General features: G+C 67.4%; 15 protein-coding genes. 14 read left to right on the top strand and 1 reads right to left on the bottom strand.

Annotated features, from left to right (window positions below; genetic code table 11):
• Positions 1-315: 315 nt before the first annotated feature.
• The 14 genes from prfB (at position 316) to smpB (ending at position 14,437) form a co-directional block, all read left to right on the top strand.
• Positions 316-1,434 carry a peptide chain release factor 2 gene (gene prfB, locus AC5RWT_RS05775; RefSeq protein WP_494079505.1) on the top strand — a complete coding sequence of 373 codons (1,119 nt, stop codon included), beginning with the start codon at positions 316-318 and terminating at the stop codon, positions 1,432-1,434.
• A 240-nt stretch (positions 1,435-1,674) separates the two neighbouring features.
• On the top strand, positions 1,675-2,880 hold the full coding sequence (locus AC5RWT_RS05770) for a substrate-binding domain-containing protein (protein ID WP_494079504.1): 1,206 nt from the start codon (positions 1,675-1,677) through the stop codon (positions 2,878-2,880).
• Positions 2,881-3,029: 149 nt separating this feature from the next.
• On the top strand, positions 3,030-3,794 hold the full coding sequence (locus tag AC5RWT_RS05765; RefSeq protein WP_494045858.1) for an ABC transporter ATP-binding protein: 765 nt from the start codon (positions 3,030-3,032) through the stop codon (positions 3,792-3,794).
• Entirely contained in the window at positions 3,791-4,687 is an 897-nt protein-coding gene (locus AC5RWT_RS05760; protein ID WP_494079503.1) for an ABC transporter ATP-binding protein, read from the top strand. Before AC5RWT_RS05765 ends, AC5RWT_RS05760 begins: the two co-directional genes overlap by 4 nt.
• Positions 4,684-5,559: a branched-chain amino acid ABC transporter permease gene (locus AC5RWT_RS05755; protein ID WP_494045615.1), complete on the top strand. Its 876-nt coding sequence runs from the start codon at positions 4,684-4,686 to the stop codon at positions 5,557-5,559. Before AC5RWT_RS05760 ends, AC5RWT_RS05755 begins: the two co-directional genes overlap by 4 nt.
• Entirely contained in the window at positions 5,556-6,776 is a 1,221-nt protein-coding gene (locus AC5RWT_RS05750) for a branched-chain amino acid ABC transporter permease (RefSeq protein ID WP_494079502.1), read from the top strand. The genes AC5RWT_RS05755 and AC5RWT_RS05750 overlap by 4 nt, the downstream gene beginning before the upstream one ends.
• Complete coding sequence (locus AC5RWT_RS05745) at positions 6,773-8,380, top strand: class I adenylate-forming enzyme family protein (RefSeq protein WP_494079501.1); 1,608 nt, start codon at positions 6,773-6,775, stop codon at positions 8,378-8,380. Before AC5RWT_RS05750 ends, AC5RWT_RS05745 begins: the two co-directional genes overlap by 4 nt.
• Positions 8,377-9,021 (top strand): TetR/AcrR family transcriptional regulator, encoded by a 645-nt coding sequence (locus AC5RWT_RS05740; RefSeq protein WP_494079500.1) that lies wholly within the window; start codon positions 8,377-8,379, stop codon positions 9,019-9,021. The genes AC5RWT_RS05745 and AC5RWT_RS05740 overlap by 4 nt, the downstream gene beginning before the upstream one ends.
• On the top strand, positions 9,014-9,766 hold the full coding sequence (locus tag AC5RWT_RS05735; protein WP_494045619.1) for a 3-hydroxybutyrate dehydrogenase: 753 nt from the start codon (positions 9,014-9,016) through the stop codon (positions 9,764-9,766). The genes AC5RWT_RS05740 and AC5RWT_RS05735 overlap by 8 nt, the downstream gene beginning before the upstream one ends.
• A complete protein-coding gene (locus AC5RWT_RS05730; protein ID WP_494079499.1) occupies positions 9,763-10,698 on the top strand; it encodes an alpha/beta fold hydrolase in 936 nt (311 codons plus the stop codon). The genes AC5RWT_RS05735 and AC5RWT_RS05730 overlap by 4 nt, the downstream gene beginning before the upstream one ends.
• A gap of 89 nt (positions 10,699-10,787) precedes the next feature.
• Entirely contained in the window at positions 10,788-11,489 is a 702-nt protein-coding gene (gene ftsE / locus AC5RWT_RS05725; RefSeq protein WP_494045621.1) for a cell division ATP-binding protein FtsE, read from the top strand.
• Positions 11,486-12,400 carry a permease-like cell division protein FtsX gene (ftsX, locus tag AC5RWT_RS05720; protein ID WP_494045622.1) on the top strand — a complete coding sequence of 305 codons (915 nt, stop codon included), beginning with the start codon at positions 11,486-11,488 and terminating at the stop codon, positions 12,398-12,400. Before ftsE ends, ftsX begins: the two co-directional genes overlap by 4 nt.
• 100 nt (positions 12,401-12,500) lie before the next feature.
• Entirely contained in the window at positions 12,501-13,880 is a 1,380-nt protein-coding gene (locus tag AC5RWT_RS05715; protein ID WP_494079498.1) for a peptidoglycan DD-metalloendopeptidase family protein, read from the top strand.
• An 83-nt stretch (positions 13,881-13,963) separates the two neighbouring features.
• Positions 13,964-14,437 carry an SsrA-binding protein SmpB gene (gene smpB, locus AC5RWT_RS05710; protein WP_494045624.1) on the top strand — a complete coding sequence of 158 codons (474 nt, stop codon included), beginning with the start codon at positions 13,964-13,966 and terminating at the stop codon, positions 14,435-14,437.
• 44 nt (positions 14,438-14,481) lie between these two features.
• Here the strand turns inward: smpB and AC5RWT_RS05705 are convergent, their stop codons facing one another.
• Positions 14,482-15,621 carry a carboxylate-amine ligase gene (locus AC5RWT_RS05705; RefSeq protein WP_494079497.1) on the bottom strand — a complete coding sequence of 380 codons (1,140 nt, stop codon included), beginning with the start codon at positions 15,619-15,621 and terminating at the stop codon, positions 14,482-14,484.
• Between the last annotated feature and the right edge of the window lie 49 nt (positions 15,622-15,670).

The raw sequence follows: 15,670 nt of genomic DNA, 5'->3' as shown, positions 1-15,670 counted from the left end.
GCTGTCGCCGGGTATGAACCGGGCGATGACTTTGACTGGACATTGCAGCCTCCCCACAAGGTGGAATGTAAATCAGGATGCCCTCGTCCCCGTGCGCGGAGCGTGAACAACCTGCACTTTCCGCACTCCCAAAGGTTATTGCAAGCTCCGCGCCGGTGCTAGAGGCAGCCGGAAGGCGCGGGCAGGATTTCCCGTCAGCGCCGCCCAAGACGCACGCCCGGAAGCCACGCTGACCGGGGCCACGGAAGTCACGAAAATGACGGCCCGACCTGCCGGGGGAGAGGAATCCTCACCATGGCGTACGCTTGGAGAACCATGGCTGAGATCGACTTTCCCGCTGAAATCCGCGCGTTACGCGCCACGTACGAATCCATCGAAGCAGTCTCCGACGTGGAGAGGATCCGCAAGGATATCGCCGAGCTGAGCGAACAGGCGGGCGTGCCGGATCTGTGGGACGACCCGGCTGCGGCGCAGAAGATCACCTCCAAGCTGTCGCACCGCCAGAGCGAACTGGAACGGCTGGAGAAGCTCGCGGCCCGGATCGACGATCTGGAGGTCCTGGTGGAACTGGGCCAGGAGGACGCCGGCGACGAAGACTCCATGACCGAGGCTGCCAGTGAACTGACCTCGCTCAAGAAAGCGCTGTCAGAACTCGAAGTCGTCACCTTGCTGTCCGGGGAGTACGACGAGCGCGAGGCCGTGGTGACCATCCGCTCCGGCGCCGGCGGTGTGGACGCTGCCGACTTCGCCGAGATGCTGATGCGCATGTACCTGCGCTGGGCCGAACGCCACGGCTACCCCACCCAGGTGCTGGACACCTCCTACGCCGAAGAGGCCGGCCTGAAGTCGGCCACGTTCGAAGTCAAGGCGCCGTTCGCCTTCGGCACGCTCTCGGTGGAAGCGGGCACCCACCGCTTGGTGCGGATTAGCCCGTTCGACAACCAAGGCCGCCGCCAGACCTCGTTCGCCGCCGTCGAAGTCATCCCGCTGATTGAACAGACCGACTCGATCGACATTCCGGACAACGAGATCAAGGTGGACGTGTTCCGCTCCTCAGGTCCGGGCGGCCAGTCGGTGAACACCACCGACTCCGCGGTCCGGTTGACCCACATTCCCACCGGGATTGTGGTTTCGATGCAGAACGAGAAGTCGCAGATCCAGAACCGCGCCGCCGCGTTGCGCGTGCTGCAGTCCCGGCTGCTGCTCTTGAAGAAGGAGCAGCAGGACGCGGAGAAGAAGGCGCTCGCCGGCGACGTCAAGGCGTCCTGGGGTGACCAGATGCGCTCCTACGTGCTGAACCCCTACCAAATGGTCAAGGACCTGCGTACCGAACATGAGGTCGGGAACACCGGCGCCGTGTTGGACGGCGAGATCGACGACTTCATCGACGCCGGCATCCGTTGGCGCGCCAACAGCCGCCACGCGGAAAACTAACCTCAAAGGCTGCACGAAAGCCCGGTCCCTCCCTCTGGAGCGGCCGGGCTTTTCGCCGTCCCAGGGAGCTCTGCAACCGAATCGTGACCCAGCCCTTTGGCTGTTATGTTGACACTGCTGTGAGCCGCGCCATAGATTTGCTGTAATCTGAATCACCTTTCAGGTTTGGGGTGACCCGACCATCAGGTTCAGACAGTTCCAGATTTCTCCTCAGCAGATTCTTCAACGAAAGGCATCGGAGTGAAGGCAACAAAGAAGTTCCTGATGGCCGCAGCACTGGCCACCGGACTTGCCGTGAGCGCCTGCGCGCCCACCACCGGCGGCGAGACCGCCGGTGCGGCCGGCGAGGCCAGCAGCGCGCCCGAGAGCATCAACGTGGGCATCGTCTATTCCGAATCCGGCCCGCTCGCCGCTTATGGCGCGGCCTACTACCAGGGCCTGCAGGCAGGCATCGACTACGCCACCGAGGGCACGGGCGAGGTCAACGGCACCAAGCTGAACCTGACCTACCATGACGACGGCGGTGATCCCGACAAGGCGGTCAACGTCGCCAAGGACCTGATCGGCAAGGACTACAAGATCCTTGCCGGCACGGTGGTGTCCGGCATCGCGCTCAAGCTCGCCGAGCAGGCCGAGCAGAACAAGGTGCTGTACATTTCCGGCCCGGCCGCCACCGACGCGCTGCAGGGCATCAACGACTACACCTTCCGTTCCGGCCGCCAGAGCCTGCAGGACGTGGCCACCGCGGGAACCTTCGTGGATGACCTCAAGGGCAAGAAGGTAGTGGTGTTCGGCCAGGACAACGCGTTCGGCCAGGGCAACCTCGCCGCCGTCAAGGCCGTGCTCGGCGAGCAGGGCGCCGAGGTCGATGACGTCCTGGTGCCCGAAGACGCCACCGAGTTCACCCCGTTCGCCCGCCAGCTGATCGATGCGAAGCCGGATCTGGTCTTCGTGGCCTGGGCCGGCGCCACCTCGGGTTCCATGTGGCAGGCACTGAGCCAGCAGGGCGCGTTCGACGCCGCCCCGATCGTGACCGGTCTGGGCGACGCCGCCACCTTCGGTGCCTACGGCGCCGCCTCGGACAAGATCAGCTTCCTGAACCACTACTTCCACGGCGCCGCCGGAAACGATGTGGAGAAGGCCATGATCGAGCATGTCGAGGCCGAGGGCAAGAAGGCGGACCTGTTCACCCCGGACGGTTTTGTTGCCGGCCAGATGATCGTGCAGGCCGTCAAGGAAGGCGGCACCGACGTCGACGCCATGGTTTCCGCATTGGAGGGCTACACCTTCGACGGGCCCAAGGGCGAGACAACCATCCGTGCCTCCGACCACGCGCTGCTGCAGGAGATGTACCAGGCCAAGCTCGTGGAGCAGGGCGGCGATTGGGTGCCCGAGCTGATCGAGGCGATTCCGGCCGACACCGTGGCACCGCCGGAAGCCAAGTAACCGAAACCGGCAGCCGGAGCCCCGCAACACGGCTCTGGCTCAAGGTACCGCAGGTCCAGGGGCGCCGCCGCCCACGAGGTGCGCGGCGTCTCCGGCCGCGGACCGGCCCGGCAACGACCACGGTCCGTGACCGCACAGAAAGTGACATGATGACCTCCCCAGATCAGCCCGCGCTCCTGGTGCAGGGCCTCGGCCTGCAGATCGGCGGCGCCCGCATCCTCGAGGATGTTGGATTTTCCGTGGCCACCGGCGAAATGGTCGGCGTGATCGGACCCAACGGTGCCGGCAAAACCACGTTGTTCAATCTCATCTCCGGCGTGCTCAAGCCGACGGAAGGATCCGTCAAGCTCGACGGCGCAGACGTCACCTCGGCGTCGATCCACCACCGGGCACGGGCCGGGCTGGGCAGGACGTTCCAGACCTCGAGCCTGTTCCCGCGGCTGAGCGTGCTGGAAAACGTCCGGCTGGCAGCGCAGGCCGCCCTCGGCGGAAGCCTGTCCGTGTTCCGCTTCCCCTCGCGGACGGATTCCGCAACATCCGTCGCACAGCAGAACGTGGCCGAGGTGGGGCTGGAGGACAAGCTGCATACTGCTGCCGGAGACCTGTCGCACGGCGATAAGCGCAAGGTGGAGATCGCCATGCTGCTGGCCGGCGATCCCGCCGTGATCCTGCTGGACGAACCGATGGCCGGCGTGGCCTCCGGCGACGTCCCGGGACTCAGCGCGATCATCCGCCGGATGCACCGCGACCGCGGCTGCACCGTGATGATGGTGGAGCACCACATGGATGTGGTCCTCGGGCTGGTGGACCGGGTGGCGGTCATGCACCACGGCAAGCTGCTGGCCATCGACACCCCGGACGCGGTGATGGCCAATCCCACCGTCCAGAGCGCCTACTTGGGAGAACCCGTATGAGCCAGCAACCGCAGCCAAGCGCGGACGCCGCGCGCGCCGGAGCCACCGGCGGCCCGGCCCAGGCCACGGCCGTCCAGCCGGCGGCAGCGCAGGCCCGTGCCCACGCCCGCCCGGTGCTGGAAATTGCCGGCCTGACCGCCCACATCGCCGGCCAGCAGGTGGTGGAGGACGTCAGTTTCTCCGTCCCGGCCACCGGCATCACCGCCCTGCTCGGACGCAACGGAGTGGGCAAGACCAGCACCATCAAGGCCGTCATCGGCCTGATCTCGCGGACTGGCAGCGTCACGCTGGACGGGGAGCGGATCGATAAGGAACCCACGTTCAAGATCATCCGCCGCGGCGTCGGCTACGTCCCGGAGGACCGGGAGGTGTTCTCCAAGCTGACCGTGGCGGAGAACCTGCGGCTGGCCGAACGGGACGCGTCCCCGCGCCGCCAACTGGTGGAGGAGCTCTTCCCCGACCTGCTCAAGCGCGCCGCGCAGATGGCCGGCACGCTCTCCGGCGGGCAGCAGCAGATGGTCTCCCTGGCGCGGGCATTGCTGAACGAGAACAAGCTGCTGCTGATCGATGAACCCACCAAGGGCCTGGCCCCCAAGATCGTGCAGGAAGTCGCCGAGACGCTGGAACGCGCCGCGGAAACGGTGCCGATCCTGTTGGTGGAACAGAACCTGCAGGTGGTCCGCCAGTTGGCTTCCGGAGCGGTCGTGCTCTCCGGCGGCAGGGTGGTCCACACCACCAACAGTGCGCTGGAGTTCCTGGACAACGAAGACCTGACGCAGCGGCTGCTGGGCGTCCACGCCGAAGCCGGGCACGGCGAAGACGCCGCAGCAGGGCACGGCGAGACCGCCGCCCCGGCCCACACCCAGACCGACCGGAACGGAGCGCAGAAGTGAGTACCATCGTCTTGCTGACCGTCACCGGCCTGGGGCTGGGCGCGCTGTACTTCCTGGTGGCCTCCGGGCTGAGCCTGATCTACGGCCTGATGGGCGTGCTGAACTTCGCGCACGGCTCCTTCCTGACCTTGGGCGCGTTCGCCGGCTGGGAATTCGCCCGCCGCGCCGGGGCCGACAACTGGTGGACCTTCCTCGGCTCGCTACTGGTCGGCGCGGTGGTGGGCGCGCTGTTTGCCGCGTTCACCGAATTCGTGCTGATCCGCAAGCTCTACGAGCGGCATATCGAACAGGTGCTGGTCACCGTCGGCCTCTCGCTGGCGTCGGTCGCGCTGTTCGACGGGATCTGGGGCACCGACACCATCCACATCTCCGGACCGGCCTGGTTCCGGGAGACCACCGGCATCCTCGGGGCGCAGATCTCGAACGACCGGTTCGTGGCCATCATCGCCGCGGTGCTGGTACTGCTGGGCCTGGTGTTCTTCCTCAAGCGCACCCGCTACGGCATGATCATCCGCGCCGGGGTGGAAAGCCGCTCCATGGTGACCGCGCTGGGCATCGACGTCCGCAAAGCCTTCACGCTGGTCTTCGCCATCGGCGGCGCCGCAGCGGGCCTGGGCGGGGTGCTCGCCAGCCACTACTTCCAGTACGTCTCGCCGCTGCTGGGCGGTTCGCTGCTGATCTTCGCCTTCATCGTCACCGTGATCGGCGGCCTGGGTTCGCTCACCGGCGCGGCCATCGCGTCGGTGGTGGTGGCGCTGCTGCAACAGTTCGCCAACTTCTACCTCAACGGCACCGGGGATTTCGTCGTCGTCGTGGCCCTGGCCCTTGTCCTGCTCTTCCGGCCCTCCGGCCTGCTCGGGAGGAAATCATGACCACCAGCAAGACCGACCCGCAGTCCGAGGCGCAGCCGGCGGCTGCCGGCCCCTCTGCCGGCCGCGGCGACACAGACACCGCAGGCGCGGGGCAGCGGCGGTCCCGGAAAGCCAAGAACGACGGCGGTGCTGCCGCCGGCGGCCGCAGCCTGCTCAAGTGGGGTGCCGGGGGAGCGGGCGTGGTCTTGCTGGCCCTGCTGCCGCTGCTGAACCTGTCCCTGCCCGGCGTGCTGCCCGGGCCCACCTACACGCCGGGTTCGCTGCAGCTGATCGCCATGTGCATGCTGATGGCCGCCGCGGCGCTCAGCTACCACCTGCTGCTGGGTGTGACCGGGCTGCTCTCCTTCGGCCACGCGCTGTACTTCGGTGCCGGCGTGTACGGGCTCGGCGTCATCCTGGACACGTTCGACATCCCGCTGCTGCCGGCGATGGGGCTGACGCTGCTGCTGGTGATTGTGCTGGCCCACGTGGTCGGCGCGGTGGGACTGCGCGTGACCGGCATCCCGTTCGCCATGGTGACCCTGGCCTTCGCCGAGGCCGGCCACGTGATGGTGGGCCGCAACCCGGGCCAGGCCACCGGGGGCGAAGAGGGCCTGACCCTTGCCACCGAGAACCTGCCCGAGGCCCTGCTGGGTGTGGCCAACACCCGCAACCTGTACTGGCTGGCGCTGATCGTGCTGCTGGTGGTCTTTGCGGTGGTGACCTGGGTGCAGTACAGCCGGGCCGGCCATGTGGCCGCGGCGGTGCGGGAGAACGAGCTCCGCGTGCGGGTGATCGGCGTGCAGCCTTATCTGGTCAAGCTGCTGGTGTTCGTGGTGGGCGGCGTGCTGGCCTCGGCGGTGGGCATGGTGTACCTGCTGCTGCAGTCCGGGGCCGTCCCGCGCAGCCTCTCCGCCGACTTCACCATCACCCTGCTGGTCATGGTGGTGCTCGGCGGCGTGGGCTCGCGCTGGGGTGCGATCATCGGCGGCGTGTTCTACACGCTGCTGGACCAGCGGCTCACCGCGCTGGCGCAGTCGGAGGCCATTGCCGGCCTGCCGGACATCCTGCGGATTCCGCTCTCGGAGCCGCTGTTCATCCTCGGTACACTGTTCATCCTGGTGGTCCTCTTCCTGCCCGGCGGCATCACCGGAGCGGTGCACCGGGCCACCCTCAGCCGCGGCCAGCGCCGCCAGGCAGCCGCCCGGCAGCGCCAAGCACTGGAGAATGCCGAGTGAACCAGCAGCACAACCAGCAGGACGGGCTCCACACCCTGGGCCGCTGGACCGCCGACCGTGCCGTGTCCACGCCGGAGCGCGTGGCGATCGACGACCGCGGGGTAGTCCTGCGCTACCGCGAGCTCGATGCCCGGGCCGTTGGCCTGGCCCGCCGGCTGCTCGCCGCCGGCTACGGGGTGGGGGACCGGATCGCCACCCTGACCGGCAACTCCGCCGACCACGTGGTGCTGTTCTTCGCCTGTGCCAAGGCCGGCCTGGTCCTGGTGCCGCTGTCCTGGCGCCTGTCGCCGCGGGAGATCGCCGACCAGTTGCAGCTGGCCGACCCGGCGCTGCTGCTGGTGGAGCACGAATTCGACGCGCTCGCCGCGGCCGCCGCCGCGATGCTGCCGCTGCCGCCGCGCACCGCGGCTCTCGGGCCCTCGGGGGTGGAGCGGCAGGTGCCGTACCCCACCCGGCGGGCGGCAGCGGGCATGGTCGAGGCCGCGGTGCAGCGGGAAGTGCACGACGACGATGCCCTCCTGATGATTTTCACCTCCGGCACCGAGGGGCACAGCAAGGCCGCCATCCTCACGCATGCCAACTGTTTCTGGACCAACCTCTCGCTGTCCCGGACCATGGAGCTCTCCAGTTCCGATGTGGTGCTGGCGGCCCTGCCGCAGTTCCATGTGGGCGGCTGGAACATCCAGCCGCTGCTGGCGTGGTGGACCGGTGCCACGGTGGTGCTGGAACGGACGTTCGATGCCGGCCGGGTGCTGCAGCTGATCGCCGAGCGCAAGGTCACCACCATGATGGGCGTGCCCGCCCAATACGCCATGCTGGCCGAGCACCCGGACTTCGCGTCCGCCGACCTGTCCAGGCTGCAGCACGCCATCGTCGGCGGGGCGTCCATGCCGGCACCGCTGCTGCGGATCTGGCACAAGCGGGGCGTGGCACTGAGCCAGGGCTATGGTCTGACCGAAGCGTCGCCGAATGTGCTCTGCCTGCCCAATGAAGATGCCGCGTCCATGATCGGCTACGCGGGCAAGCCGTACCCGCACGTCAGCGTGGCGGTGGCGGACCCGGCCACCGGCGAAATCCTCCAAGGCGAAGCCACCGGCGAGCTGCTGGTCTCGGGTCCGGGTGTCTTCGCCGGGTACTTCCGCAATCCGGAGGCAACGGCGGCAGCGCTCGCCGGCGGCTGGCTGCGCACCGGGGACCTGGTGGAACGCACCGCGGAGGGCTTCTACCGGATCGTGGACCGGATCAAGGACCTGTATATCTCCGGCGGCGAGAACGTGGCGCCGGCACAGGTGGAACAGGCCCTGCTGTCGCATCCCGCGGTGGCGGAGGCCGCCGTCGTCGGCGTCCCGGACGAACGCTGGGGGGAGACGGGACTGGCCTACGTGGTGGTCCGCCCGGGCCAAATCACCGACGCCGAGGAGCTGGCCGAGCACTGCAAGGCGCAGCTGGCCTCCTTCAAGGTCCCCGGGCGCTTTGACTTTGTGCCAACCTTGCCGCGAACGGCGCTGAACAAGGTGGCGCGGGGACGGCTGCGGCAGGCCGCGGTCCGGCCCGGGCCTGCCGCATGGACGGCAGCAGCTGCAGGATCGGAGCAGGAATCATGAGTGCCGCACCACGCACCGCCCGGGGCACCCGGACACGCGCCAAGCTGCTGGCAGCGGCGGAAACCGTGTTCGCGTCGGTGGGCTACCACGACGCCTCGATCGTGAAGATCACCGAGCAGGCCGACGTCGGCCTGGGCACGTTCTACCTCTACTTCCAGGGCAAGCAGGCCATCTTCGACGAAGTGGTCGAGGACCTCAACCGGCGGGTCCGCCACGCGATGACCGAGGCGGCCAAGTCGGCCGGCAACCGGCTGGAAGCCGAGCGCGCCGGGTTCAAGGCTTTCTTCCGCTTCACCGCGGAGCACCCCGCCCTCTACCGGATTATCCGGCAGGCCGAGTTCGTCTCGCCGGGCGCCCTGCGGATGCACTACACCCGGATCGTCAACGGCTACATCGAGGGGCTGAAGGCGGCGCAGGCCACCGGCGAGGTCCGCCCAATGGATCCGGACGTCGCGGCCTGGGCACTGATGGGCATAGGCGAGCTGATCGGCATGCGCTGGGTGCTCTGGGAGGACGACCCCGGTGCGCAGCCCGTTCCGCGGGAAGTGCCTGACCATGTTTTTGAAGAAATGATGCAGTTTATCGAGCGGGCGCTGGCCCCCGGACAACCGCACGGGACGGAAGGACAACCCCATGGCTGAACAGACTCTGACAGGCCGCAGCGCCGTGGTCACCGGCGGGGCCAGCGGCATCGGTGAAGCCTGCGCACGGGCGCTGGCCGAGCGCGGCGCCAAGGTCACCGTGGCTGACCTGGACGGCGCCGCCGCCGAACGAGTGGCGCAGGAGATTGGCGGCGTCGCGTGGCAAGTGGACCTCAGCGACACCCGGGCGCTGGAGACGGCGACGGTGGATACGGACATCCTGGTCAACAACGCCGGCATCCAGCGAATCAATCCCATCGAGGAATTCGCGCCGGATGACTTCAGGCTGATGCTGCGCCTGATGCTGGAGTCCCCGTTCCTGCTGATCCGTGCGGCGCTGCCCGGCATGTACCAGCGCGGCTTCGGCCGGATCATCAACATTTCCTCGGTGCACGGGCTGCGGGCCTCCGCCTACAAGTCCGCGTACGTCTCCGCCAAGCACGGGCTCGAAGGCCTCTCCAAGGTCACGGCGCTGGAGGGCGGCGCGCACGGCGTGACCAGCAACTGCATCAACCCCGGCTACGTGAAAACGCCGCTGGTGGAGAAACAGATTGCCGACCAGGCCCGGCTGCACCAGCTGCCGGAGGAGGAAGTGGTGGCCCAGGTGATGCTCACCGAGAGCGCCGTCAAACGCCTGACCGAACCGCACGAAGTGGCCTCGCTGGCCTGCTGGCTGGCCGGCGCCGACGCCGGCATGGTCACCGGCGCGTCCTACACGATGGACGGCGGATGGTCCAGCCGATGAGCGCCGAACCGGCAGCCCTGCCTTATTCAACGCTGGACGTTCCGGTCCGCGGCGGCACCCTGCGCACCGGCGTGTGGGGGCCGCAGGACCCGGATGCGCCGGCCGTCCTGGCCGTGCACGGTGTGACGGCGTCGCACCGCACCTGGGGCCTGCTCGCGCAGGAGCTCGACGGCGTGCGGCTGATCGCCCCGGACCTGCGCGGCCGCGGCCGCAGCAACCAGCTGCCCGGACCGTTCGGCATGGCCGCCCACGCCGACGACCTCGCCGCGGTGATGGCGGCACACGGGGTGGGCAGCGCCGTCGTCGTCGGTCATTCCATGGGGGCGTTCGCCTCCGTGGTGCTGGCGCGGCGGCATCCGGAACTGGTGCAGTCTCTGGTGCTGGTGGACGGCGGGCTGCCGCTGCAGGTGCCCGCCGGGCTCAGCGACGAGGAAGTCATCCAGTCCGTGCTGGGGCCGGCGGCCGAACGGCTGGCGGCAACGTTCCCCAGCCGGGATGCGTACCGGGACTTCTGGCGCGTGCACCCGGCCTTCGCCGACCACTGGAACGCGCTGGTGGAGGACTACGTTGACTACGACCTCGCCGGCGAGCCCCCGCTGCTGCGGCCGTCGACGAACTACCAGGCGATGGCCCGCGACACCGCCGACCTGAACGGCGGGGCGGCCCTGATGGACGCGCTGGAGTCGCTGGCGGTGCCGGCCGTGCTGCTGCGGGCTCCGCGCGGCCTGCTGAACGAAGACGCCGGCCTGTATACGCCCGGCTACGTGGAGCGTTGGGCCACCAGGCTGCCGGAACTGCAGGTCCGCGACGTGCCAGGAACCAACCACTACACCATCGTGATGGACAGCCCGGGTGCCGCCGCGGTGGCCGGAGCCGTCCGCCAGGCCCTGCGCGCGCTGGTGAAACGACACACCCGGAATGCTGCAGGCTAAACCCAAGACTGCGTGCTTATAGTCGAGAGGCTGAGGTTTCTTCCCCCAAGCACAGGCCCTCGTCCTCGGCACTGAGGCACAAAGTAGTCATGATTCGATTCGATAACGTCACGAAGATCTACGATCAGAACTCGCGTCCTGCCCTGGACAGGATCAGCCTGGAGATTGACCGCGGGGACTTCGCGTTCTTGGTCGGCTCCTCCGGGTCCGGAAAGTCAACGTTCATCCGGCTGGTTCTGAAAGAAGACCGTGCCACCCGCGGCGCCGTGTACGTCGCTGGCCAGAATGTGGCCAACATTCCCAGCTGGCGCGTGCCCAAACTGCGCCGCGGCATCGGTGTGGTGTTCCAGGACTTCCGGCTGTTGCCCAACAAGACGGTTTTCGCGAACGTGGCGTTTGCCATGCAGGTGATCGGTCGAAGCCGTGCCGTGATCCGCGAGACGGTGCCCGAAGTGCTCAAGACAGTGGGCCTGGAAGGTAAAGACCACCGCATGCCGCATGAACTCTCCGGCGGCGAGCAGCAGCGCGTTGCCATTGCACGGGCCGTGGTGAACAAGCCCGGGATCCTGCTGGCCGACGAACCCACGGGCAACCTGGATCCGACCACCTCCTTGGGCATCATGAAGGTGCTGGACCGGATTAACCAGAACGGCACCACCGTGGTGATGGCCACGCATGACAACGTGATTGTGAACGAAATGCGCAAGCGCGTGATCGAGCTGCGCGACGGCGTGCTGGTGCGGGACCAGGCCGAGGGCATTTACCTCGGCGAGCCGGAGGAGGCCAAATGAGACTGGCTTTTATCCTCGGTGAAATCGGTTCCGGCCTGCGCCGGAATCTGTCCATGGTGGTCTCCGTGGTGCTGGTGACGTTCATTTCGCTCACCTTCGTGGGCGCTGCGGGCATGCTGCAAATGCAGATCAACCAGATGAAGGGCTACTGGTACGACAAGGTCCAGGTGGCCGTCTTCCTGTGTGTCGACACCTCGACGGCGGCCAGTTGCGCGTCCGGCCCGGTGACGGACGAACAGCGCGCCGAGATTGAGGCCACGCTGACCAGCCCGGCGGTGGAGCAGTACGTGGACACCTACCTGTACGAATCGCAGGAGGACGCGCTGGGCCACTTCCGCGACCAGTTCGCGAATTCGCCGATTGTTGATTCGGTGACCGCCGACCAGCTGCCGGAATCCTTCCGCATCTCCCTGGTGGATCCGCAGAAGTACGAGGTCATCAACGAAATCTTCTCCTCGCTGCCGGGCGTGGAGGTGGTGGTGGACCAGCGCGAGATCCTGGAAAAGGTCTTCAACGTCATGAACATCGCCTCGCTGGTGGCGGTGGGCATCGCCGTCGTCATGATCGTCTGCGCCATCCTGCTGATCGCCACCACCATCAGGCTCTCGGCCTTCAGCCGCCGTCGGGAAACCGGCATCATGCGCCTGGTCGGAGCCTCGAAGGCAGTTATCCAGCTGCCGTTCGTGCTGGAAGGCGTCATCGCCGCCGTGGTCGGCGCCTTGCTGGCCTCGGTCACCCTGTGGGCCGTGGCGCACTTCTTCATCGGCGACTGGCTCGCCAGCCAGTACCCGGACACCGCATTCATTTCCTCCAACACCATGCTGGTCATCGGCCCCGCACTGGTGCTGTTGGGGGCTGTTCTGGCAGGAATATCGTCCCTGCTGACCCTGCGCCGCTACCTGAAGGTTTAGAATCGTGAAACGTGAGCAGAACTTGACAATGGGGAGCCAGGCTGTGAGCCGTTCAACGCCGCGGAAGAAGTGCCTTCCGCAGGGGATTCTGAGTGCAGCCATGGCGGCTTTGCTCGCCTTCTCGCTGGGCTCTGCCGGCCCGGCCCAGGCCGACGAGCTCGACGACCGCAAGGCGGCGCTGGAACAGGAAATCGAGGAGATCGAGCATTCCCTGGAGTTCCTCAACGCGGACATCGTGGAGGCGGTCAAGGAGCTCAAGGAGTACCAGAGCCGGCTGCCCGGAGCCCAGCAGAAGCTCTCCGAGGCCGAGGGCCGGGTGGACGCGGCTGCCAACAAGGTCGCCGCCCTGGCACAGCGCGTGGACCTGGCCCTGCAGACCAAGGACAAGATCAATCAGCAGCTGGCCAGCGATGCCGAAGAGCTCAAAGAGACCAAGAAGGTCATCGGTCAGATTGCCACCCAGGCCTACAAGCAGGGCGGCGTGCCGTCCAACCTGTCGCTGTTCTTCGGATCCGACGGCGATGCGAGCCTTGCCAACACCATCGACCTGGCCGACCAGGCGCTGCGCAGCCAAAACGCGGCGCTGGACAAGCTGTCCCAGCAGAACGCCACCAACGTGAACTCCCAGGCGCGGCTGGAGGCCGTGGAAGAGGAAATCCGGGACCTGAAGGCACAAGCCGAGGAAGCGCTGGCGGCGGAACAGACCGCCCGCGACGAGGCCGCGGCCGAGAAGCAGAAGGTCGACCAGCTGATTTCCGAGACCTCGGCGCTCTCCGACAGCCTGCAGGCCCGCAAGCCGGAGATCGAGCAGGAATTGGCCAAGTCCGAGCAGGCCCAGCAGCAGGTGCTCGGGCAGATCAAGGAGCGGCAGGAACGGCTGCGCCGCGAGGCCGAGGAGAAGGCCCGGCGCGAAGCCGAAGAGCGGCGCAAGGCCCAGGAAGCGTGGGAACGCGAACAGGCCCGGATCAAGGCAGCCCAGCAGGCGGCGCGGAACAACGGCCAGCCGGTGCCGCAGATCATTCCCAAGGTCAAGCCGCCGAAACCGGCGAGCTCTTCGCCGTCGTCCTTCGGCTTGATCGCCCCAACCAGCGGAGTCATCACCTCCGGGTTCGGTTGGCGGAGCACCCCGCCCGGCACCATCGATTTTTTCGGCACCGGCGGCTACCTGCACAGCGGGATCGATTACGGGCCCGGCTGCAACGCCCCGGTCTATGCACCGGCCGCCGGCACGGTGGAGCGCGCAGACGGCTCGGTCTGGGGCGGCGGCAACAGCGTGACGATCAGCCACGGCTGGGTGGCCGGCAACGTGCTGGACACGAACTACTACCATCTGAACAAGTACGTGGTGTATGCGGGCCAGCGGGTCGGGCAAGGGCAACTGATCGGCTATGTGGGCAGCACCGGCAACTCCACCGGCTGCCACCTGCACTTCGAAACCATCCTGAATGCCGAGTTCGTGAACCCGATGAACCTGCTCTAAGGCTCCGGCTGGAGCGGGCGCTGCGGGACTAAACGCCGCAGCGCAGTTATAATGGATCGTTCCGACGACGAAGGAGTTACCCCGTGCCCAGAGAAAGTGGCCGAAAGGTAGTGGCCACCAATCGAAAGGCCCGGCACGACTACCACATCATGGATACCTACGAGGCCGGGATGGCCTTGATGGGGACCGAGGTGAAGTCCCTGCGCGAGGGCCGGGCCTCGCTGGTGGACGGCTTCGCCATCTTTTACAACGATGAGTTGTTCCTGGAGTCCGTCTATATCCCGGAATACCTCAACGGGAGCTGGACCAACCACGCCGCCCGCCGCCGGCGGAAATTGCTGCTGCACCGTGCCGAGCTGGAGAAGATCGCGCGCCAGACCCGCGAGTCCGGCTACACCATCGTGCCGCTGCAGCTGTACTTCAATGACGGCCTGGCCAAAGTGGAGATCGGCGTGGGCCGCGGCAAGAAGGATTACGACAAGCGGCAGACGCTCCGCGAGAAGCAGGACAACCGCGAGGCCCTTCGCGCCATGCGGGAAAAGAACCGCGGGGCCTGATCTGCGGGAGCCGTGGCTCTACCGGGAGGACCCTTCCGGCAACCTCAGCCGTCCGTAATGGACCGGCGCACCAACTCGAGCCATGATGCCAAGCCGCCGCGGGCCAGCGCCGCCCGCTGGCGCTGCGCCCCGTTGCCCTCCAAGCGCAGCCGGGCGCACTGCTCATGCACCCAACCGCGGTCCCCGTGTTGTTCCAGGGCGTCGTCGATGTGCCGGAGCAGCAACTCCAGAACATCGAACGCAGGCCAGAGGGTGGCCGAGTCGAGGTGAACCAGTTTGTCCGACAGCCCGAACCGGGCGGCCTGCCAGAGCGCCACGTCCAGGTGCTCGGGGAAGTGGTTGGCAACCGGGCGCCCGGCGACGGCTGCGGCCTGTTCGGTAGCCACCAGCGCACGGGCCAGTCCGGCCAGCAGCACGCTGTCGGCGGCCGTGAGCTGGCTGTCGGCGGCCCGGATTTCGATGGTGGGGAACTGGTCCGAAAGCCGCGCGAGCCAGGAGATGTGCCCCGGGTCCGGTGCTACCCCGGAGGCATACAGCCGCCTGATGCGGACCCGGTAATCGTGCAGGTCGGCAAAGAACGGCGGGCACCCCTGGATCTGCCACCGGCGGTACAGGATGGTCCGCCAGCTGGCGAAGCCGCTGTCCGCATGACGCCAGAACGGCGAGTTGGCCGCGACCGCGGTCAGTAACGGCAGCCAGGGCCGCAGCCGGTTGAGCACCTGCAGCCGCACCTCGGGATCCGGCACTTCAACGTGGATGTGCATGCCCGTGACGTACTGGTCGGCGACCAGCGCCGGCGCACGTTCGGCAATACCGCGGTAGCGGGGAGTGTCGGTAACGGACGCCGGGGACAGATCGGCGTCAAAAATCACTCCGATTCCCGCGGCGGCCGCCCCGGTTGCGAGGGCGCTGTCGGCCAAATCGCGGCGGAAGTCCAGCAGGGCCTCGGCAGCTTCGGCCAGCGTATGGCATACCGGTGTGGCGGTCTCCACCTGGCAGTCCAGCAACTCGGTGCTGACCCAGTCCGGGTTGGTGTCCAGGCGCAAGGCCGCCCGCACGGCCGGACCGGTCGGCACCGGCTGTGCCGACCGGGGATCCATCAACAGGAATTCTTCCTCGATACCGAATGTCGCCGAGATGGAAGCCTGTCCCGGCGGTGTGCCTTCCGTCGCACGCACGACCATGGTTCGAGCGTAATCTCGCCCGCGCATGCTGGCTATAAGGGGCGGGAAT

The sequence above is a fragment of the Arthrobacter sp. Dra40 genome (assembly GCF_059091905.1).
Note: the sequence above shows the minus strand (reverse complement) of the source record. Positions and strands in the feature narration are given on the sequence as shown.